Genomic DNA, 18,135 nt, shown 5'->3' with positions numbered 1-18,135 from the left:
CCGAATGACGTCCGGGGGAGAACACGCGGCACCGCCTCCGGCATTCCATTCCATCGGGGGGCTTCTTCATGTCGACGGCTGCCACGCACGAGATCACCCGGGACGACGCCACGGATCCCAGCGGTCCGAACGGCCGAATCCCCGAGTTCCGTCTGATCGGAAGGGGGCACCGGGCCGTCGAACAGGCCGGCCGTCCCGACGCCAGGCTCTATTCCGCCACGGAGTTCCTGGACAGGGCGGAGCGAATATCCCCGGCGTTCTGGCAGGACACCGTACTGCCGCTGCTGCGCCGTTCCGCGAGCGAACAAGTCGCCTCGCGCCTGACCGCCGCCGCCCGGCGCGCCCGCGCCAACTCCCGTCTCTACGGGGTGCGTACGCCCGGATCCGCCGAAGTGGCGACCGAGGCCCTCTTCGACGGGCACCTGGTCAGGCCGCGGGAGGAGTTCCGCTCCCGCGCCGGCGTGCACCGGCAGCTCCAGCTGCTGCGGCAGTCCCGGGCCCGGCTGCGCCTGGGGCTTCCCCTGTTCTCGCGCAAGCCCGTCTCGCCGGTGAAGAACCGGGGTCCGTACCCCGATCTCGCCGACATCGCCTCGCTGTTGCGCTGCTACGAACTCGCCGCCGTCCTCTCCCGTTCCTACGACGAGGAGGTGGAATTCCTCGTCTTCGCCGACGGCGTCAAGTACCGCCGCGCCTGCGGCACCGGACTCCCGCGGGTCCGCGATTACCAGGAGGCGTTGCGCTTCTGGTGCGAACAGCTCGGCATCGGGGGCCTGGTGAAGGTCGTCGACTACGAGGAAGCCGTCCGCTCGGCACTGGGTGGCGAGGCCACCGACCGGCGCGAGGAGCGTTATCGCGCGTACTGCGCCCTGCTGCGTTCCGGCCATGACGGGCTCTTCGACCCCCGCGATCCCGCGGGAAGTCTGGCGGCCGTCCGGCAGGCGTCGGCGGAGGGCGAACAGCTCGATTTCACCTTCCGGTCCATCGCCTCCTCGGTCCACTACCGGGCGGAGGACCTGGGCGCGCGCCTCGCCCGCCACGAGGACGAGGCCAGCCACCGCTATCTGCGGTACCTCGCCGGCCTCCTCGAATCCGGCCCCTCGGCCGACGCGCTCCACGCCGAACTGCGCGCCGAGGCATGGCAGGCCGCGATCCGCTATGTCGCCATCTCGCTCACCGACCGGGAACTGGACGTCTGGTCCGTCATCAATCCGGCGGGCGTCAAGCTGACGACGCACGGCAAACCCGGGGAGATCGAAATACGCCCCACCCGCTCCAGGTACCTCAGCATGACGGCCCAGCACTGCACCGGGGGAATCAAACGGACCCCCACGGGCAACAAGGTCACCTATTCCTACCGGCTGGAGTACGAAAGCCGGGGCGACGTCCCCCTGCTCCTCGACCCGCCCGCCGGTGACCGTGCCGCCGGGCCGCTTCCCGCTCCCCTCCGGGGAATGCTGGAGGCACAGCAGCCCATCTGTTATCTGACCCCCGACGACGGCCCGGCCTGGGAGACGCTCGGTGAATGCATCGTCGATTTTTAGCTCGAGTTCCGTCTGGGAGGCGATTCACCGGGGCGGGGTCCACCACCCCGTTCCGGCCGACCGGACCGTGACGCTTCCGGAAACGGATCTGACGCGTTTCCTCTCCGGCCTTTCCGTGGACATCGGGCGCGCGGCCGCCCATATGGCACAGCGCAGCCGGCGGGCCGTCGATCTCCTGAAAGGGCTGCGGCTCTACGAGCGCCCGGACGGCGGGGAGCACCACCGCGCGGCCGTGGTGGCGGAGCTCTTCCGCGACGGCCGGGCCGTGGCCAACGCCGGCCATCTCGACGTACGCACATTGCAGGGCACCGTCCTGCGCGCCTTGCGCGAGTCCGACTCCCTCGAATTCGAGCTGGGTTGGGGACAGGCGAAGCGGTCCGCCGGGGGCTGGAAGACGGAGGGGCCGGACGCCGATCTGGCCGAGCTGGTGGCCCTCGCGCGTCTCGCCGCCGTCGTCCGGGCCGCCCGGCTGCTCACCGGCCGGCCGGTCACTCTGCGGATCGTGCCCGGCGGACGCCGCTTCTCCGAGGCGCTGTTCACCCGCCCCGAGGCGGACGACGCGTACAACGAGCGGCGCGCGGCCATGGTCGGGCAGCTCGGCCAGCGGGGGCTGATCACCGTCGCGCGGGAGGCGTCCGTCTCCCCCGGTGACCTGCGGGCGCGGCTGGCGGAGGCCAAGTCGGCGCAGGGCACGCCCCGTTCGCCGTCCCCGTCCGAACTGCGGTTCGCCCTCTTCGCCATCGACTGGGAGCACGTCCTCGATCGCGCCGGGCCGCCCCACGGCCTGCCCGTGCCCACGGCCCTGGGCGCGGCGTGGAAACGGCTCCCGGGGCCCGGCCGCGCCCTGCTCCTGCGCCAGCTGGTCGCCGCGCTGGTGCGGGGCGACGCGCCCGGCGACCGGGGCTCCGCCGAGGCGGTCCGCTGGATGGCGGCGGTGTGCCGGGAGTCGGCCGTCGCCTACGCGCTCCTCGGCCGGATCACCCGGCGCGACGGGGCGGCGGCGCGCGGCTGTGTGCTGACCGTGGTCGAGAAGCGCGACCGGCCGGACGTCCCCGTCCTCACCCTCCTGGGCAGGCGGCACGGGAACCACCTCCCGCAGAACGTGGTCGCCCTCGTCACGCGGGACGGGGTCCGCTTCGTCCCCCGCGTCCTCGTCCCGGAGGGGGCCCGGCTCGTCCTGGCGCCGGGCCCCGGTCCCCGGGGAAGGCCCCTGCCGTTCTTCTTCACGGACCTGCCCGCCGAGGACGCGGCCCGGGCGCTGCACGACACGGATATTCTCGACCTGAGTTAGGGAGTGCTCCCATGACGTCCCCGAACACGACGTCCCCGAACATGACGTTCCCGAACGCCGCCAGTACGGCGCTCTTCAGCGACCGTTCGCACCACTACGCGCGCTACCGCCCCTCCTACCCCGCCGCGACCCTGGACCTCCTCCGGCAGCACGTCCCGGCGCCCGCGGACGCGGCCGATGTGGCGGCGGGGACGGGGATCCTGTCCCGGGCGCTGGCCGCCGCCGGTTACCGGACGGTCGCCGTGGAGCCCAACCGGGCCATGCGGGCCGAGATCGAGGCCGGCGCCGTGCCGGGCCTGCGGGTCGTCGAGGGGACCGGCGAGAGCACCGGCCTGCCGGACGGCTCCGTGGACCTGATCACGGTCGCCCAGGCGGTGCACTGGCTGGACCCGGTGGCCGCGCCGGCGGAGTTCCGCCGGATCGCCCGGCCCGGCTGCCGGGCGGCCGTCGTCTGGAACACCCGGGACTTCACGGCCACTCCCTTCATGCGCGACTACCTCGCGATGCTGACCGAGTACGCCCCCGCGTACGGCCGGATGAAGGGCGCGTGGGCCGGTCTGCGCGAGCAGGCGCGGGCGTTCTTCCCCGGCACGCCCGTGGAGGAGGCGGCCGACAACACCCGGCGCTGGGACCTGGAGACCCTGCTGGGCAACCTCTGGTCGCTGTCCTACGTGCCGCGCCCCGGCGACGAGGGGCACGATGCCGTCGACGCCGCCGCCCGGCGGCTGTTCGCCACGCACCAAAGGGCCGGACGGATCGACTTCGTCCTCAGCACGATCGCGGTCGTGGGCCCGGTGGGAGAGGAATGAGGGAACGGAGCACCATGCAAGGCACCGAGCGGAACGACCGGGTGTGCATCGGCCTCCTGGTCTACCCGGACATCAACATCCTGGACATCACCGGCCCGGCCGAACTGTTCGCGAGTTCCGGCCTGGTCGACGTCCAGCTGGTGTGGAAGACCACGACTCCGGTGCGGACCTCCGGCGGCTGGCACATCGTCCCGACGCTCTCCTTCCCGAAGGCCCCGCAGCTGGACGTCATCTGTGTGCCGGGCGGCCGCGGCCAGATCGGCCTGATGCACGACGACGAGACGCTGGACTTCCTCAAGCAGCAGGCGGCGGGCGCCCGTTACGTGACCTCGGTGTGCACGGGCGCGCTGGTCCTGGGGGCCGCGGGGCTGCTGCGGGGCCACCGGGCCACGACCCACTGGCTGTCCCACGACCAGCTCGGGCTGTTCGGCGCCACGCCGGTGCGGGAGCGAGTGGTCGTCGACGGCAACCGGATCACCGGCGGGGGCGTCACCGCCGGCATGGACTTCGCCCTGGTGCTCCTGGCCGAACTCTTCGGCGAGCAGGAGGCGCACGCGGTCCAGCTCGCCGCGGAGTACGACCCGGCACCGCCGTACGCGGCGGGACGGCCGGACCTCGCCCCGCCGGACGTGCTGGAGCTGGTGAGATCCCGCACGGCCGCCAAGCAGGAGCACCGGCGGCAGGTCTCGGAGGAGGCCGCGCGGCGCCTGCGCGGGAGGGACTGACGCGCGCCGCGCGCCCGGCGGGCGGCCGGCTCCCGGCGCTGTCGCGGCCCGCCTCAGCCGAACGCCGTACGGGCCCGCTCCCGCCGGGCGCGCAGCCCCAGCCCGGCGGCCAGGGCCCCGCCCCCGTACGCCGCCGCGGCCACGGCGAGGACCACGGCGACGGCCGTGTACCAGCCGCCGCCCCCGGCGACGACCGCGCTCATCACGGCCACGCCGACGAGGCTGCCGATCTGGCGGTTGGCGTTGAGGGCGGCGCCGGCGATGGGGGCGTGCTCCGCCCCCGCGGCGTCCATGAGCGCGCCGGTCATCGCCGGGGAGGCCACGCCGACGGCGGTGTTGAGGACGCCGAGGACGACGGCCAGGACCCAGTACGGCGTGCCGGGCGAGACGGTGAGGGCCAGGACGAGCATGCCGGCGGCGGCCACCACGAGCGAGCCGGCGAGGGCCGCGCGGTCGCCCAGACGGCGGCCGTAGCGGGTGTAGAGGATGTTGCCCAGCGGCCAGACGATCTGCGTGGGCAGCAGCTCCAGCCCGGCCTCCATCGGACTCGCGCCCCGCGCCTGCTGGAAGAAGAGGCCGAGGACGAACGGGGTGCCGTAGGCGGCGAAGTTGAAGAGGAAGCCGACCAGACTCGCGGCGCGGAAGCGGGAGTTGGCGAGCAGTGCGGCCGGCAGGATGCGCTCCTCGGCGCGCCGCTCCCGCAGGGCGAACGCCGCGCCGCCCAGCACGGCCAGGGCGAGCGCACCCAGTACCCCGTCGTCCGTCCAGCCCCGCTCGGGGCCCTGGATCAGCCCGTAGCTGAGCCCGGCCAGGGCGAGCAGGCCCAGGGCGTGACCGCCGACGCCGAGCGCGGCGGGGCGGCCGGGGAGGTCCGCGACGACGCGGCGGGCCAGGACGAGCCCCGCGATGCCGAACGGCAGGTTGATCAGGAAGATCGACCGCCAGCCGGACGCGTCGACCAGCACCCCGCCCAGCGCCGGGCCCAGCCCGGCCGCGGTGGAGACGATCGCCGACCACAGGCCGAGCACCCTGGCGCGCTCCCGCGTCCCGGGGAACGCGGCGAGCAGCAGCGTCAGCGAGCTGGGCATGAACAGGGCCGCGCCCGCGCCCTGGAGCAGCCGCCCGGCCAGCAGCACACCGGCCGTCGGGGCGGCCGCGCACAGCAGCGAGGCGGCGGTGAACAGCGCGAGCCCGGCCAGGTAGGTCCGGCGCGCCCCGTAGCGGCCGGCGAGCGAGCCGGCGAGCAGCAGGAGCGAGGCGAAGACGAGGATGTAGCCGCTGATGACCCAGGTGAGGCCGGACAGGGACAGGTGCAGTCCGCCGCGCAGCGAGGGGCCCGCGACGTTCATGATCGTGGTGTCGAGGACGGCCATGACGAATCCGAGGGCCAGGGCGAGGAGTTGGAGTCCCTGGCGGCGCGGGGCGGCGGGGGCGGAGGCGGGGGCCGGGTCGGGGGCCGCCGTGCGGGAGCGGGATGCGCGGGGTGCGCGGGATGCGGTGACCATGCCGAGAAACTTAAAGCTGTATCCATTACAGCAACAATGGTTACAGCTCGAACTTTACTGATTCCATAAAGAACCCCCCGGGCACCGGCCCGGGGGTCCGTTGTCCCGCTCAGCCGTCCTGCGATCCCTCCAGTGCCCGGAACAGCCGGTCCCGCAGCTCGTTCAGCTCCTCCTGCGAGAGGTGATCCAGCGGCGAGTCCTGCCCCATCCGGCGCAGCAGCTTCAACCGCATCTCCCGTCCCGCCTCGGTGAGGACGAGCCGCTTGGCCCGCCGGTCCTGCGGGTGCGGCTCGCGGACGACCAGGCCGCGCTTCTCCAGCTTGTCCATGATGTAGGTGACGTTGGGCGGTTCGCAGCTGAGCACCGCGGCCAGCTCGCGCGCCGTCCGCGGGTCGCCCAGCTCCTCCAGGGCCTTAGCCTGGGTCAGGGTGAGGTCGAACTCGGCGATCCGGGTGCGCCGGTGCGCGTCCATCCGCTTGCCGAGCTCCACGACCAGGAGCCGTATGTCCCGGATCGAGGCCCCGGCCGACGCGCTGTCCGATGCGCTGTCCGATGCGCTGTTCATGACCTCACCCTACGCCCGCGCCTCCCCCGCACCCCCGCCGTTATTGTGCTCGCGGCTCAGAACCCCGGCCGGACCGTGAGGTCGTTGATCTCCGCGTCCCGGGGCAGGTCGACGGCAAGCAGCACGGTGCTCGCCACGGAGCCCGGGTCGATCCACTTGCCGGCCTCGTACTCCTTGCCCTCCTGCTGGTGCACCTTCGCCTGCATCGCGGTGGCCGTGCGCCCCGGGTAGACGCTCGTCACCCGCACCCCGTTGGCGTGCTCCTCGCCGCGCAGCGAGTCGGCGAGCGCCTTGAGGCCGTGCTTGCTCGCGGCGTACGCGCTCCACTGCGGGCCCGCGTGGAGCCCGGCGCCGGAGTTGACGAAGACCACGCTGCCCTTGGAGACGCGCAGTTGCGGCAGCAGCAGCCGGGTCAGCTCGGCCGGGGAGACGAGGTTGACCGCGAGCTGGTGCGTCCACGCCTTCGGCGTCAGGTCGCCGACCGGGCCGAGGTCGACGACCCCGGCGATGTGCAGCAGCGAGTCGACGCGGTCGGGCAGCGCCTGGTGACTCAGCGCCCAGGACAGCCGGTCGGGGTTGGCGAGGTCGCCGACGAGCGTGCGGGCCCCGGGGAAGCGCTCCGCGAGCTCCTTGGCCCGCCCCGCGTCCCGGGCGAACAGGTACAACTCGTCCCCGCGCGCGTGCAGCCGCTCGGCCACGACCGCTCCGATGCCCGATCCGGCACCGGTGATCACATGTGTTGCCATGGGCTCCAGCTTGCCCTATGCCCGAAGGCGGGCGGGCGCGCATGCCAAGAGGCGACGCATACGCCGGGGAGGCGAGCCGTCTGTACATCCCCCTCCGGTTGTACAGCTGGCTCGCCCCCGGCACGTCCGCGCGCGACCCCCCGTCAAGCGCGCGGACTCCCCCCGTTCTTCCCCCCGGATCCCATCCTGCCCTCGGGCACCACCCCTCCGGCACCCGCCGACCGTCGGTTTCCGACCGCCGGTCGGCGGGGGGTGTGGTCCGGACCAAGTCGGGCGGTTGTTATATTTCCTCGCCAGAATCAGCGCAGGAGTGGTGATAGTGATCCGCGTCATGGTCGTTGACGACGAGAAGCTGCTGCGCGCGGGGATACGCAGCATCCTCGAAGCGGAGCCGGACATCGAGGTCCCGGTCACGTGCGAGGGACCGCAGGCGGTGGAGATGGCGGTCCGTCACCGCCCCGACGTCGTCCTGCTGGACATCCGCATGCCCGAGGCCGACGGGATCTCCGTGCTGTCCTCCCTCCTCGCCCTGCCGGATCCGCCGGTGGTGGCGATGCTCACCACCTTCGCCGCCGACGAGGACATCGCCCCGGCCCTGCGCGCCGGAGCCTCCGGCTTCCTGGTGAAGGACACCGTCCCCGACGAACTCGCCAGCGCCGTACGCGTCCTGGCCTCCGGCGGGACGATCCTGTCCCCCGCCGTCGCCGACAGCGTGGTCGGGGGCTATCTGCGCGCCAACGGCCACGGCCCGCTGGCCTCCCGGCTCGCCTCCCTCACCGACCGCGAGCGCGACGTGCTCGCCCTCCTCGCCCAGGGCCGGTCCAACGCCGAGATCGGCGGCGCCCTGCTGATGGGCACGGCGACCGCCAAGGACCACGTCAGCGCCATCCTCGCCAAGCTGGGCACGGCCAACCGCGTCCAGGCCGCCGTCCTCGCCCACCAGTACGGGCTGGTCCGCGTGGACACGGAGCCCGCCCGGTGAAGTCCTTACTCCGCGATCTGGCCCTCCTGCCGGTGGCGGCGGCCGAGGTCATGGCCATGCGTCCGCTGGTGAGCACCGGCGAGACCGTCCTCTACGCGGCGACCGTCGCCGCCCTCTTCCTCCGCCGCCGTTTCCCCGTCCCCGTCCTCGCGGCCGCGCTTCCCGTCACCTTCACCGGGCATCTGCTCCTCGCCCCCATGGTGGCGATGTACGAGGTGGCGCGCACGCGCGAGCGCAAGGCGGTCGGCGCCTGGGCCGCGGCCTTCTTCCTGGCCGCGCTCGGCCCCTGGCTCCCCCCGCTGCTCACCGCCGGACCGGCCGCCGACGGCCTCCTCTACGGCGCGGTCTCCTCCGCCCTGATGACGGCCGGCCCCACGGCCCTGGGCCGGCTCAGCCGCGCCCGGCGCGAGCTGGCCCGGCACATCGAGGAACTCTCCCGCGCCCACCGCCGCGAGGCCGAACTCATCGCCGAACGCGCCGCCGTCACCGAACGCACCCGCCTCGCCCGGGACATGCACGACGTCGTCTCCTACCAGGTCAGCCTGCTGACCGTGCAGGCCGGCGCACTGCAGCGCACCGCCCCCGACCCGCAGTCCCGCGAGACGGCCGGCATCATCCGCGAACTGGGCGCCACGGCCCTGCGCGAACTCCGCGGCCTGGTGGGCGTCCTGCGCTCGGTCCCCACCGAGACCCCTCGCCTGACGGGCCTCCCCGACCTCCTCTCCACCAGCGCCCTGGACACCGTCCTCCACGCCGACCTCCCGGTCCTCACCTCCGTCAAGTGGCCCCCCGCCGTGGAGGAGGCGGCCTACCGCACGGTCCAGGAGGCCCTGACGAACGCGCGGAAGCACGCGCCGGGGGCGAAGGTCACGGTCTCCGTGGACACGGCCGACCGGGCGGGACGCCCGGCCCTGATCGTCGAGGTCCACAACATCGTCGAGGTCCACAACGCGGCCGGAGAGGGCTCCGCGCCCCTCCCCTCCGGCGGCCACGGCCTGACGGGCCTGCGCGAACGCGCCGAGCAACTCGGCGGGGAGTTCGAGGCGGGGCCGACGGACGACGGCTGCTTCCGCGTCCGGGCGGTCCTGCCGGGGGCGTAGCGCCGCGGGGCGGCATGGTGCCCGGCCGGCCGACCGTCTCGTCCCGGCCCCTGCGGGGCCAAAGCGGCCGGCTACGCGGAGCGGGGGCGGGGGCCGCTGTCGGGCGCGGTTTCGCGGGGGCGACCCCGCAGCCTTGAGTCGTGCCCCTGCGGTGGTGCCGTGCGGACGGCCTGCGGGGTACGGGATGCCCAGTGAGTGGGTGCTGAGCACGGTGCGGTGACCATGTGGTCGTCGACCTGTGAGTTACGGGCATTTGGGTTCGTGATGGCCCGGCAGCCACACCGCCGCGCAGAACCAAATCGCCCGCAATCCGCACCTCGACGGCTGGACCCGCCCGACGGCGGGCCCCGCCCCCGCTCCGCGTAGCCGGCCGCTTTGGGCCCCGGAGGGGCCCGAGACGAGACGGTCGGCCAACCGGGCACCATGCCGCCCCACCGGCCCGACCCCGACGGCAGGGTCAGGCGGCCAGCGCGGGTACGCACCCCGGCGGCGGCCCGGGGTCCAGCACCAGCTCGAACCAGGTGACCTTCCCCGCCGCTCCGAACGGTCCCGGCGGCCCGAGGGGGAAACGGCCCCATCGGTGGGCGATCAGACCGAGGATGAGCAGTCCCCGTCCCTGGCCGGCCTCGGCGTGCGGCGGCGCGCTCGGGACGGCGAAGTCCGGCCCGGTGTCGGCGACGCTGATCCGCAGGACGGGATGCGTCCAGCAGAGCCGTACGGTCGCGGGACCGTCGGCGTAACGGACCGAGTTGGTCGCGAGCTCGGACGTCAACACCTCGGCCCGGTCCATCAGTTCGTGCAGTTCGTGGGCGCCGAGGACGGCCCGGAGGGTCGCTCTGGCGATGCCGGGGCCGCGCGGGTCGCGGGGGATGGCGAGTTCGTACTCCCAGGGGGCGGTGAAGGGGAGGGGAGCGGGGGTGGGGCGGGGTGGGAGGGGGTTGCTGTGCACGGCTCCTCCGGTGGGGTGGTGGGGCGTTACGCGCTACTGGGTTCCGCTGCCGACGGTGTCGTTGCCGCCTCGGGCGTGCGAGGACGGTGCACTTCCGCGGGCTCACCGAGTGGCGCGCATCACAAGGTAGCGGCGCCTTGCATAACGGTTCTACTCGATCCCCAGAACGGGTTAACAATCCCGATCCGGTGGACCGAAGCCGCGCCCGTCGGGAGACTGTGCGCGAGTAAGGAGTGAGGTGTACGTGGCTCAACGGCACGCCCCGACGATTCGCCAACGCAGGTTCGGCGCAGAGCTGCGCCGCCTCCGGGACGCCGCCGGCCTGTCCGCGCCGGAAGCGGCGAACCTGCTCGGTACGGACCGGACAGTGATCTCCAACGTCGAGGCCGGCCGTTTCGGGATCAGCGAAGAACGTCTGAGACGCCTCGCCAGCATCTACGAATGCGGCGACGAGCCCCTGATCGACACATTGGCCCGGATGTCGAAGGGGCGAAAGGGCTGCTGGTGGGAGGAGTACCGGGGCAAGATCCCGCCGGGCTTCCTCGACGTCTCGGAGCTGGAGTACGACGCGGCGCGGATCCGCACGGCCCAAACGGCCCACCTGCCCGGCCTCTTCCAGACCGAAGAACACGCACGGGCCGTCTTCGACCTCATCGTGCCGCCGCTCCGGCGCCTGGAAGTGGAGCTGCGCGTGGCACATCGGCTGGCACGGCAGGAGGTCGTGACCGGGAAGCGTCGCGTGCCGTACTTGGGCACGATCCACGAGGCGGCGCTGCGCATGCAGCTCGGAGGCCGCAAGGTTGCGCGCGCACAGCTGCCCCACCTCCTGGAGTCGAGCGAGGCCGAGAACGTGACCTTCCTCGTCATCCCCTTCTCGGCAGGCGGCTTCCCGACGATCGGCAACTCGATCCTTTACGCGGAAGCCGAGAACCGCCGGTTGGACACCGTCCACATGGACTCCCCCACGGGAGCGGTGTTCTTCGACTCACCGACCCAGTTGGCCAACTTCCGAGCGAGGCTGGACAGGGTCGAGGCCACCGCCTTGACTGAGGAGGAGTCGAGGGACTTCATCCACGCGATCGCCAAAGAGCTGTAGGGGAAGCCGTGTTACCCACGTCGTGCTGGCACCGGTCGTCATTCTGCGAGGACGGCGGCAACAACTGCGTAGAACTCACCGGATCCGGCGAAGGCATAGCCCTCCGCGAGAGCGAATCCCCCGCCCAGGTCATACTGACCGGCCCCACCGTCCTCAGGGGCCTGCTGGCCGGCCTCAAGGCCGGCGTCGCGGACGATCCGGCGCCCTGATCCCCTGATCGCCGACCGGCGAACCGCGGCCGAGCCCAGTGACGGAATGCGCCGGAGCCCGGAGGCCCGGTGGTGCCTGGGCGCGGGCATCCCGTCTCATTGAGGTCGCGCGGTCGCATCGGATCTTGATCGGTGAACAGGCCGGATCATGAGGTCATAGCTTGTGCAGCCCCGTGTACGGGCTGGCGATTCGGACTTCGTGCGAGCCGAAGTCGACGAGCATCGCGGTCTCGTCCTCGACACCGATGACCTTGCCCAGGCCATACCGGTCGTGTGAGACCCGTTCTCCTAGGGCAAAGTGCTTTGCCGGCGGAGCAACCGGGGCCTTGAAGGGGCTCGTGGACAGGTGGCGCCGGGGCGCGGATCGTTTCGTCATATGGGGCCAGTATGCGCCGTCGAAGCCCCTCTGTGCGCTCCGCACGGCGGAGACATGGCCGCGACCGCGTCCGACGGTCGGCTCGATCTCCGGTCTGCCCTTGGCGTTGAGGGTGGTCAGAACCAGGTCGGGGGTTGTGGACCTCGACGCCGGCGGGCTGGAGGTCACCGGGAATCTCCGCACATCAACACGGCATCCCCACACGACAAGAGCCGCGTTCCACCGGGTCGGCGAATTCCGTCGGTGGCCCACATCGACGTGGCCACGGGGCATGAGCCGGGCACCCACGGCATATAGCCCGTTTTCAGCCACCCTCCGTCCCGGTTCGGGACCGGTTCGGTAGCGCCCGTGTCACAGATCCCGCAGAGATTTTGGCACTTGTATGGGCGTTGTTAGCCTGTCGTGCGCTCGTCAAACGGGCACTCAAGCACACCATTTATCGGGGGAGTTCCACACAAATGAAGATGCGTCACGTTCGGGCGACGGCCGCCTTCGGCATCGCCGTCGTCGCTCTGACCGGAGCCCGCGGCAGCCACGGCGGAAGCTGCGGAGGAGGCGGATCCAGCCACCACGGCAGCGGCTCCGGAGGGTCGAGCACCACCTCGGGCGGCACCTCCGGCGACACCTCGGGCGGCACCACGACCACCAGCGGCGGGACGACGACGGGCACCACCGGCACCACCGGTGACTCGACCACCACCAACGGCGGCACCACCACCATCGGCGGCTCCCACGGCAGCAGCCGCAACAGCGCGATGCGCGACATCAAGATCCTGGGCTGCGACTACTCGGACCGCTTCGGCATCACCGCCAAGCTGAGCGCCACCAACAGCAGCGCCACCCTCACGTACAACTACCGCCTCACGATGAGGTTCACCGCCCCAGACGGCACCCGGACGACGCGCAACCCGTCGATCATCCTCGTCGGCCCGGGCAGGACGAGCACGCAGGACGTCTCCACCCCGTACGTCCCCAAGCCGGGCGCCCCGGCGGGGAGCGGCCGGTGCGAGGTCACGGACGTGGTGCGCACGACCGCCTGAGCGGGCCGGGCGGTGTCCTACCGCGTCCTACCGCGCGGCCACCGCCCGCTCCGTCGTCGCGATCGTCGCCGATCCCACGACCCGCGTCCCGTCGTAGAGGACGATCGCCTGCCCCGGGGCCACGCCCCGCACCGGCTCGTCGAAGCGCACCCGCAGCTCCGGGCCGTCGAGCAGCTCCGCCGTGACCTCCGTCTCGCCGCCGTGGGCGCGGAGCTGGGCCGTGTAGCGGCCGGGGCCGGACGGGGCGACGCCGCACCAGCGCGGCTTGATCGCGGTCAGGGCGGAGACGTCCAGCGCCTCCGCCGGGCCGACCGTCACCGTGTTGGTCACCGGGGAGATGTCCAGGACGTAGCGCGGCTTGCCGTCGGGGGCCGGGTGGCCGATGCGCAGGCCCTTGCGCTGGCCGATCGTGTAGCCGTAGGCGCCCTCGTGGGTGCCGACCTTGGCGCCCGACTCGTCCACGATGTCGCCCTCGGCCCGGCCGAGGCGGGAGGCGAGGAAGCCGCGGGTGTCGCCGTCGGCGATGAAGCAGATGTCGTGGCTGTCGGGCTTCTTGGCGACGGCCAGGCCGCGGCGCTCCGCCTCGGCGCGGATCTCGTCCTTGGTGGTGACCGTGTCGCCGAGCGGGAACATGGCGTGGGCGAGCTGCCGCTCGTCCAGGACGCCGAGGACGTACGACTGGTCCTTGGCCATGTCGCTCGCGCGGTGCAGCTCGCGGGTGCCGTCCTCGTTCAGCACGACCGTGGCGTAGTGCCCGGTGCAGACGGCGTCGAAGCCGAGGGCGAGGGCCTTGTCCAGCAGCGCGGCGAACTTGATCTTCTCGTTGCAGCGCAGGCAGGGGTTGGGCGTGCGGCCGGCCTCGTACTCGGCGACGAAGTCCTCGACGACGTCCTCGCGGAAGCGCTCGGCCAGGTCCCAGCAGTAGAAGGGGATGCCGATGACGTCGGCGGCGCGGCGGGCGTCGCGGGAGTCCTCGATCGTGCAGCAGCCGCGGGCGCCGGTGCGGAAGGACTGCGGGTTCGCGGACAGCGCCAGGTGCACACCGGTCACGTCGTGGCCGGCTTCGGCCGCGCGGGCGGCCGCGACGGCGGAGTCGACGCCGCCGGACATGGCGGCGAGGACGCGGAGACCCTTGCGGGGGGCGTTGAGGTCGGGTGCACCCGGGAAGTCAGTCATAGCCCCTCCAGGGTACGGGGATCCCTCCGCCGCCCGTAAACGGGTTTCCCCGGGCCCGGGGGTCAGCTCAGGCCCGCGCTCCTGGCCCGTTCCACCACCGGTCCGATCGCCTCGACGACGGCGGTCACGTCCGCCTCCGTCGAGGTGTGCCCGAGGGAGAAGCGCAGCGTGCCCCGGGCCAGCTCCGGGTCGGTGCCGGTGGCCAGGACGACGTGGCTGGGCTGCGCGACGCCGGCCGTGCAGGCGGAGCCGGTGGAGCACTCGATCCCCTGGGCGTCCAGGAGCAGTAGCAGGGAGTCGCCCTCGCAGCCGGGGAAGGAGAAGTGGGCGTTGGCGGGCAGCCGGCCCGCCGGATCGGGGTCGCCGCCGAGGACCGCGTCCGGCACGGCGGCCAGGACCCCGGCGATCAGCCGGTCGCGGAGGGCTCCGACCTCGCGGGCGAAGTCCTCGCGGCGCTCCGCGGCGAGCGTGCCCGCCACGGCGAAGGCGGCGATGCCGGGGACGTCGAGCGTGCCGGAGCGCACGTGCCGCTCCTGGCCGCCGCCGTGCAGCAGCGGTACGGGCGCGTAGCGGCGGCCCAGCAGCAGGGCGCCGACGCCGTACGGGCCGCCGATCTTGTGGGCGCTCACGGTCATCGCGGCCAGCCCGGAGGCGGCGAAGCCGACGTCCAGCTGGCCGACGGCCTGTACCGCGTCGGCGTGCAGCGGAATGTCGAACTCGGCGGCGACGTCGGCGAGTTCGCGGACCGGCATGACGGTGCCGATCTCGTTGTTGGCCCACATGACCGTGGCCAGCGCGACGTCGGCGGGGTTGCGGGCGATCGCCTCGCGCAGCGCGTCGGGGTGCACCCGCCCGTACGCGTCCACCGGCAGGTACTCGACGGTGGCGCCCTCGTGCGTGGCGAGCCAGTCCACGGCGTCGAGGACGGCGTGGTGCTCGACGGGGCTGGCGAGGACGCGGGTGCGCGCGGGGTCGGCGGCCCGGCGGGCCCAGTACATCCCCTTGACCGCGAGGTTGTCGGCCTCGGTGCCGCCCGCGGTGAAGACGACCTCGCTGGGTCGGGCACCGAGGGAGGCGGCGAGGGCCTCGCGGGACTCCTCGACGCCGCGGCGCGCGCGGCGCCCCGCGGCGTGCAGTGAGGAGGCGTTCCCGGCGACGGCGAACTGGGCGGTCATCGCCTGCACCGCCTCCGGGAGCATCGGAGTGGTGGCGGCGTGGTCGAGGTAGGCCATGGTGGGCTCGATTCTACGAGCCGCCGCGGGGCGCCCGTACCCGGTGGTTCGGCCCGTGCGGGCGCCCCGGGGGACGGCCTGACATTTGGCCGGAAACGGCTGGGCACAGGGCCTCCATCGGAGGCAGGCTCTGCTGCGGCCGTTCCTTCGGCCGCCCATCAGTCACCCACGAGGAGAGCCGCCCGTGACCGACGCCCGGACCGTCACCGACCCGCGCCCCCAGCTGCGGCGCGCCGTTGAGCAGCTGAACACCCTTGTGGCGAGCGTGCGGACGGAGCGGCTCGGCGAGCCGACGCCGTGCGGCGACTTCGACGTACGGGCGCTGCTGCGCCATCTCCTCGGCGCCTGGACCAAGTTCGCGGAGGGGGCCGCCACCGCCGGTTTCAAGCCGGGGCCGCCGACCGGGCTCCCGGAGGTGGCGGACGACGCGTGGGCGGAGGTCCTCGCGGGGGCCGGTGCCCGGCTCGTCGCGGAGTGGGACGACGAGGCGCGGCTCGCCGCCCCGTTCGACGCCCCGTGGGGCTCGTCCCCCGGGTACGGAGCGGTCGCCTTCTTCGTCCTGGAGACCGTCACGCACGCCTGGGACCTCAACGAGACCCTGGGCCGGCCGGTCGGGCTCGACCCCGAGCTGTCCGCCTTCGCGCTCGCCACGGCGGAGGCCGCCATCCCGGCCGAGGGCCGGCCGGGCGCCTTCGAGCCGGCGCGGCCCGCCCCCGAGGGCGCGGACGTGCACACCCGGCTGGCGGCCCGGACCGGGCGCGACGTGAAGTAGCCGGTCCTTTTCGTACGGACCGGCTCAGGCGCCGTCCCGCAGCCGCGCGAGCTGCCGGGACTGGGCGACGAGCCGGTCCTCCGCGTCCCAGATCTCCCCGTCCTCCTCCAGGAAGCCGCTCGCCAGGTTGCGGGTGACGACCGAGATCCGCAGCGGGCCGGGGGCGGGGCGCCGGCGGACGTGGACGGTGAGCTCCACGGTGGGCACCCAGCCGGGTATGCCCAGGTCGAAGGGGGTCGGCGGCAGCGCGTCGGCGGCCAGCAGCAGGGAGTACGGGTCGGGCTCGCGGCCGTCGGCGAAGCCGAACCAGCCGCGCATCTCCTGCCCGCCGCCCGGCCGGCCCACCGTCCAGCCCGCGGTGGCGGGGTCGAGCCGCAGGTCGAGGCGGGAGAGGAAGCCGTTTCCGGCTTCGGCGAAGCCCTCGGGGCGGCTGCCGGCGCAGTGCTCGTACGGCGGCATGGACGGCGGTTCGGCCGTGGTGCGGACGTCGCCGGTGAGCGCGTCCAGGTCCCCGTAGGTGGCCAGGACGCGCAGCCGCTCGACCTCGGTGCCGTCCTCGGAGGTCTGGAAGAGGCTCGCCTGGCCGGTGGAGAGCGTCCGGCCGGTGCGGACCGGCTCGCTGCGGACGACCGCGGGGCCGGGGCGGGTGACGCTCAGGTAGTGGGCGGTGATGGTGAACGGGTGCGGGTGCGGGAGGGTGTCGCCCAGCGCGCGGGCCGCGGTGGCGAGGAGGTAGCCGCCGTTGGCGGCGCCGAAGAGCGTCCAGCCGGCGGAGACGTGGGCGTCATGGACGCCGGGTTCCCGGCGGGGACGGACGGCGGTGTCCCGGTCGAACTCGCCGGTGCCGGTGCCGGTGCTTGCGGGTGCGGGTGCCTGTGCCATGGGCGCACGCTACACCGCGAAGTTACCCACGGGTAGCCTCGGTTGTCCCGCCGTTCTCCGACGCGGCACTGCGCCGGTGCCAGGCGCGCGGGGCGCGCCAGTGGTAGCGCATGGCGAGCAGCCGCAGGCCGCAGGCGGTGACCACCGGGACCGCGATGGCGGGCCCGTGCAGGGCGTCGTACCGCAGGAGCAGCGCGGCGAGCGCGGCGCCGGCCATGGCGGGGACGGCGTACAGGTCGCGGTCCCAGCGCAGCAGGGACGGCACCTCGTGCGCCAGGACGTCGCGCAGCACCCCGCCGCCGACGGCCGTCGCGAGGCCGAGGGTGGCGGACTGGGTCAGGCCGAGGCCGTGCCCGTACGCCTTGACCGTGCCGGTGACGCAGAACAGGCCGAGGCCGGCGGCGTCGAAGGCGTTCACCGCGGTGGTGATCCGCTCCACCTCCGGGTGGAGGAAGAAGACGAGGAGGGTGGCGATGAGCGGGGTGAGGAAGTAGCCGAGGTCGCTGAACGCGGCCGGGGGTACGGCGCCGATGACCAGGTCCCGGAAGAGTCCGCCGCCCAGGGCCGTGACCTCCGCCAGCACGGCCATGCCGAAGACGTCGAAGTTCTTGCGGACGCCGAGGAGGGCGCCGGAGATCGCGAAGACGAAGATTCCGGCGATGTCCAGCCAATGCTGGACGGAGGGGGTGAACAGGTCGGTGAGCACGCGACATTCTTACCGGTCGGAAGGCTTGCCCCCGCCCCGCCCTGATCCGTTCTCGCGGGGGCTGCGCCCCTGCGGCACCCCCGGGGGTGCGCCCGTTTCGTTTCTCCCCGCCCCGCCCTTTCACCGTTTCCTCCGGGGCTGCGCCCCGGGGCCCGGCACCGCGCTCCGCGCGGTGATGGCGGGGGCTGCGCCCCCTGCACCCCGCAACGCGGCTTCGCCGCGTTGACCGGGGGCTGCGCCCCCTGGCCCCCTGAAGCGCCCTTCGGGCGCTGTCCTCAAACGCCGGACGGGCTGATCCAGCCCGTCCGGCCCGGACAATCAGTGCGGGCGCGAAATCCAGCCCGTCCGGAGTTTGAGGACGAGCGGCGGAGCCGCGATACGGGGTCCGGGGCGGAGCCCCGATTCAGCCCGTCCGGCGCCTGAGGACAACCGC

Annotated in this window: 19 protein-coding genes; 10 read left to right on the top strand and 9 right to left on the bottom strand. The window is 73.3% G+C overall.

The annotated features are described in order from the left end of the window. The first annotated feature begins 68 nt into the window (after window positions 1–68). The 4 genes from I5Q34_RS06150 (at window position 69) to I5Q34_RS06135 (ending at window position 4,366) form a co-directional block, all read left to right on the top strand. Window positions 69–1,541, top strand: coding sequence for an L-tyrosine/L-tryptophan isonitrile synthase family protein (locus I5Q34_RS06150; RefSeq protein ID WP_199891123.1), 1,473 nt, complete (start codon window positions 69–71; stop codon window positions 1,539–1,541). A 115-nt stretch (window positions 1,542–1,656) separates the two neighbouring features. Beyond that, window positions 1,657–2,832: a hypothetical protein gene (locus tag I5Q34_RS06145; RefSeq protein ID WP_234428452.1), complete on the top strand. Its 1,176-nt coding sequence runs from the start codon at window positions 1,657–1,659 to the stop codon at window positions 2,830–2,832. Between the two features lie 11 nt (window positions 2,833–2,843). Next, window positions 2,844–3,641 carry a class I SAM-dependent methyltransferase gene (locus I5Q34_RS06140; protein WP_199891121.1) on the top strand — a complete coding sequence of 266 codons (798 nt, stop codon included), beginning with the start codon at window positions 2,844–2,846 and terminating at the stop codon, window positions 3,639–3,641. A 14-nt stretch (window positions 3,642–3,655) separates the two neighbouring features. Continuing rightward, complete coding sequence (locus I5Q34_RS06135) at window positions 3,656–4,366, top strand: DJ-1/PfpI family protein (RefSeq protein ID WP_199891120.1); 711 nt, start codon at window positions 3,656–3,658, stop codon at window positions 4,364–4,366. A 53-nt stretch (window positions 4,367–4,419) separates the two neighbouring features. On the opposite strand, the gene I5Q34_RS06130 is transcribed toward I5Q34_RS06135, so the two are convergent. The 3 genes from I5Q34_RS06130 to I5Q34_RS06120 all read right to left on the bottom strand — a co-directional run bounded on the left by I5Q34_RS06130 (window position 4,420) and on the right by I5Q34_RS06120 (window position 7,182). Further along, window positions 4,420–5,871: a DHA2 family efflux MFS transporter permease subunit gene (locus I5Q34_RS06130; RefSeq protein WP_199891119.1), complete on the bottom strand. Its 1,452-nt coding sequence runs from the start codon at window positions 5,869–5,871 to the stop codon at window positions 4,420–4,422. Between the two features lie 109 nt (window positions 5,872–5,980). Further along, a complete protein-coding gene (locus I5Q34_RS06125) occupies window positions 5,981–6,436 on the bottom strand; it encodes a MarR family winged helix-turn-helix transcriptional regulator (protein WP_199891118.1) in 456 nt (151 codons plus the stop codon). Window positions 6,437–6,492: 56 nt separating this feature from the next. Further along, window positions 6,493–7,182 (bottom strand): SDR family oxidoreductase, encoded by a 690-nt coding sequence (locus I5Q34_RS06120; RefSeq protein WP_199891117.1) that lies wholly within the window; start codon window positions 7,180–7,182, stop codon window positions 6,493–6,495. A gap of 319 nt (window positions 7,183–7,501) precedes the next feature. Here I5Q34_RS06120 and I5Q34_RS06115 point away from each other — a divergent pair, with 319 nt between their 5' ends. Together I5Q34_RS06115 and I5Q34_RS34405 are read left to right on the top strand one after the other, a co-directional pair. After that, window positions 7,502–8,164, top strand: coding sequence for a response regulator transcription factor (locus I5Q34_RS06115; RefSeq protein ID WP_199891329.1), 663 nt, complete (start codon window positions 7,502–7,504; stop codon window positions 8,162–8,164). Beyond that, on the top strand, window positions 8,161–9,264 hold the full coding sequence (locus tag I5Q34_RS34405) for a sensor histidine kinase (protein ID WP_199891116.1): 1,104 nt from the start codon (window positions 8,161–8,163) through the stop codon (window positions 9,262–9,264). Before I5Q34_RS06115 ends, I5Q34_RS34405 begins: the two co-directional genes overlap by 4 nt. A 457-nt stretch (window positions 9,265–9,721) precedes the next feature. Here the strand turns inward: I5Q34_RS34405 and I5Q34_RS06105 are convergent, their stop codons facing one another. Next, complete coding sequence (locus I5Q34_RS06105) at window positions 9,722–10,213, bottom strand: ATP-binding protein (RefSeq protein ID WP_199891115.1); 492 nt, start codon at window positions 10,211–10,213, stop codon at window positions 9,722–9,724. A 244-nt stretch (window positions 10,214–10,457) separates the two neighbouring features. Here I5Q34_RS06105 and I5Q34_RS06100 point away from each other — a divergent pair, with 244 nt between their 5' ends. Both I5Q34_RS06100 and I5Q34_RS06095 read left to right on the top strand, forming a co-directional pair. After that, window positions 10,458–11,309, top strand: a complete 852-nt coding sequence (locus tag I5Q34_RS06100) for a helix-turn-helix transcriptional regulator (protein WP_199891114.1) — start codon at window positions 10,458–10,460, stop codon at window positions 11,307–11,309. 8 nt (window positions 11,310–11,317) lie between these two features. Continuing rightward, complete coding sequence (locus I5Q34_RS06095; RefSeq protein WP_199891113.1) at window positions 11,318–11,518, top strand: DUF397 domain-containing protein; 201 nt, start codon at window positions 11,318–11,320, stop codon at window positions 11,516–11,518. Window positions 11,519–11,672: 154 nt separating this feature from the next. Here the strand turns inward: I5Q34_RS06095 and I5Q34_RS06090 are convergent, their stop codons facing one another. After that, a complete protein-coding gene (locus I5Q34_RS06090) occupies window positions 11,673–11,894 on the bottom strand; it encodes a hypothetical protein (RefSeq protein WP_199891328.1) in 222 nt (73 codons plus the stop codon). A gap of 464 nt (window positions 11,895–12,358) precedes the next feature. Between I5Q34_RS06090 and I5Q34_RS06085 the strand changes: the two genes are divergently transcribed. Next, window positions 12,359–12,934, top strand: a complete 576-nt coding sequence (locus I5Q34_RS06085; protein ID WP_199891112.1) for a hypothetical protein — start codon at window positions 12,359–12,361, stop codon at window positions 12,932–12,934. 27 nt (window positions 12,935–12,961) lie between these two features. Here the strand turns inward: I5Q34_RS06085 and mnmA are convergent, their stop codons facing one another. Together mnmA and I5Q34_RS06075 are read right to left on the bottom strand one after the other, a co-directional pair. Continuing rightward, window positions 12,962–14,110 carry a tRNA 2-thiouridine(34) synthase MnmA gene (gene mnmA, locus I5Q34_RS06080; protein WP_234428451.1) on the bottom strand — a complete coding sequence of 383 codons (1,149 nt, stop codon included), beginning with the start codon at window positions 14,108–14,110 and terminating at the stop codon, window positions 12,962–12,964. Window positions 14,111–14,172: 62 nt separating this feature from the next. Then, window positions 14,173–15,342, bottom strand: a complete 1,170-nt coding sequence (locus I5Q34_RS06075; RefSeq protein WP_199891111.1) for a cysteine desulfurase family protein — start codon at window positions 15,340–15,342, stop codon at window positions 14,173–14,175. A gap of 184 nt (window positions 15,343–15,526) precedes the next feature. On the opposite strand from I5Q34_RS06075, the gene I5Q34_RS06070 reads away from it, so the two are divergent. Then, the gene (locus I5Q34_RS06070) at window positions 15,527–16,114 is read left to right on the top strand and encodes a TIGR03086 family metal-binding protein (RefSeq protein WP_199891110.1); all 588 of its coding nucleotides are present in this window, start codon (window positions 15,527–15,529) and stop codon (window positions 16,112–16,114) included. Window positions 16,115–16,138: 24 nt separating this feature from the next. On the opposite strand, the gene I5Q34_RS06065 is transcribed toward I5Q34_RS06070, so the two are convergent. Further along, window positions 16,139–16,996, bottom strand: coding sequence for a thioesterase family protein (locus tag I5Q34_RS06065; RefSeq protein WP_199891109.1), 858 nt, complete (start codon window positions 16,994–16,996; stop codon window positions 16,139–16,141). 22 nt (window positions 16,997–17,018) lie between these two features. Beyond that, window positions 17,019–17,702, bottom strand: coding sequence for a trimeric intracellular cation channel family protein (locus I5Q34_RS06060; protein ID WP_199891108.1), 684 nt, complete (start codon window positions 17,700–17,702; stop codon window positions 17,019–17,021). Between the last annotated feature and the right edge of the window lie 433 nt (window positions 17,703–18,135).

The organism is Streptomyces sp. AV19, assembly GCF_015999245.1.
Classification (GTDB): Bacteria; Actinomycetota; Actinomycetes; order Streptomycetales; family Streptomycetaceae; genus Streptomyces.
The sequence above is the reverse complement of the archived record's forward strand: the minus strand, read 5'-3'. Positions and strand labels throughout refer to the sequence as shown.

Excerpts from the sequence above, each read along its gene's own strand:
- I5Q34_RS06150 (WP_199891123.1), top strand. The coding sequence starts at position 69 with ATGTCGACGGCTGCCACGCACGAGATCACCCGGGACGACGCCACGGAT.
- I5Q34_RS06140 (WP_199891121.1), top strand. The coding sequence starts at position 2,844 with ATGACGTCCCCGAACACGACGTCCCCGAACATGACGTTCCCGAACGCC.
- I5Q34_RS06135 (WP_199891120.1), top strand. The coding sequence starts at position 3,656 with ATGCAAGGCACCGAGCGGAACGACCGGGTGTGCATCGGCCTCCTGGTC.
- I5Q34_RS06130 (WP_199891119.1), bottom strand. The coding sequence starts at position 5,871 with ATGGTCACCGCATCCCGCGCACCCCGCGCATCCCGCTCCCGCACGGCG.
- I5Q34_RS06125 (WP_199891118.1), bottom strand. The coding sequence starts at position 6,436 with ATGAACAGCGCATCGGACAGCGCATCGGACAGCGCGTCGGCCGGGGCC.
- I5Q34_RS06120 (WP_199891117.1), bottom strand. The coding sequence starts at position 7,182 with ATGGCAACACATGTGATCACCGGTGCCGGATCGGGCATCGGAGCGGTC.
- I5Q34_RS06090 (WP_199891328.1), bottom strand. The coding sequence starts at position 11,894 with ATGACGAAACGATCCGCGCCCCGGCGCCACCTGTCCACGAGCCCCTTC.
- I5Q34_RS06085 (WP_199891112.1), top strand. The coding sequence starts at position 12,359 with ATGCGTCACGTTCGGGCGACGGCCGCCTTCGGCATCGCCGTCGTCGCT.
- mnmA (WP_234428451.1), bottom strand. The coding sequence starts at position 14,110 with ATGACTGACTTCCCGGGTGCACCCGACCTCAACGCCCCCCGCAAGGGT.
- I5Q34_RS06075 (WP_199891111.1), bottom strand. The coding sequence starts at position 15,342 with ATGGCCTACCTCGACCACGCCGCCACCACTCCGATGCTCCCGGAGGCG.
- I5Q34_RS06065 (WP_199891109.1), bottom strand. The coding sequence starts at position 16,996 with ATGGCACAGGCACCCGCACCCGCAAGCACCGGCACCGGCACCGGCGAG.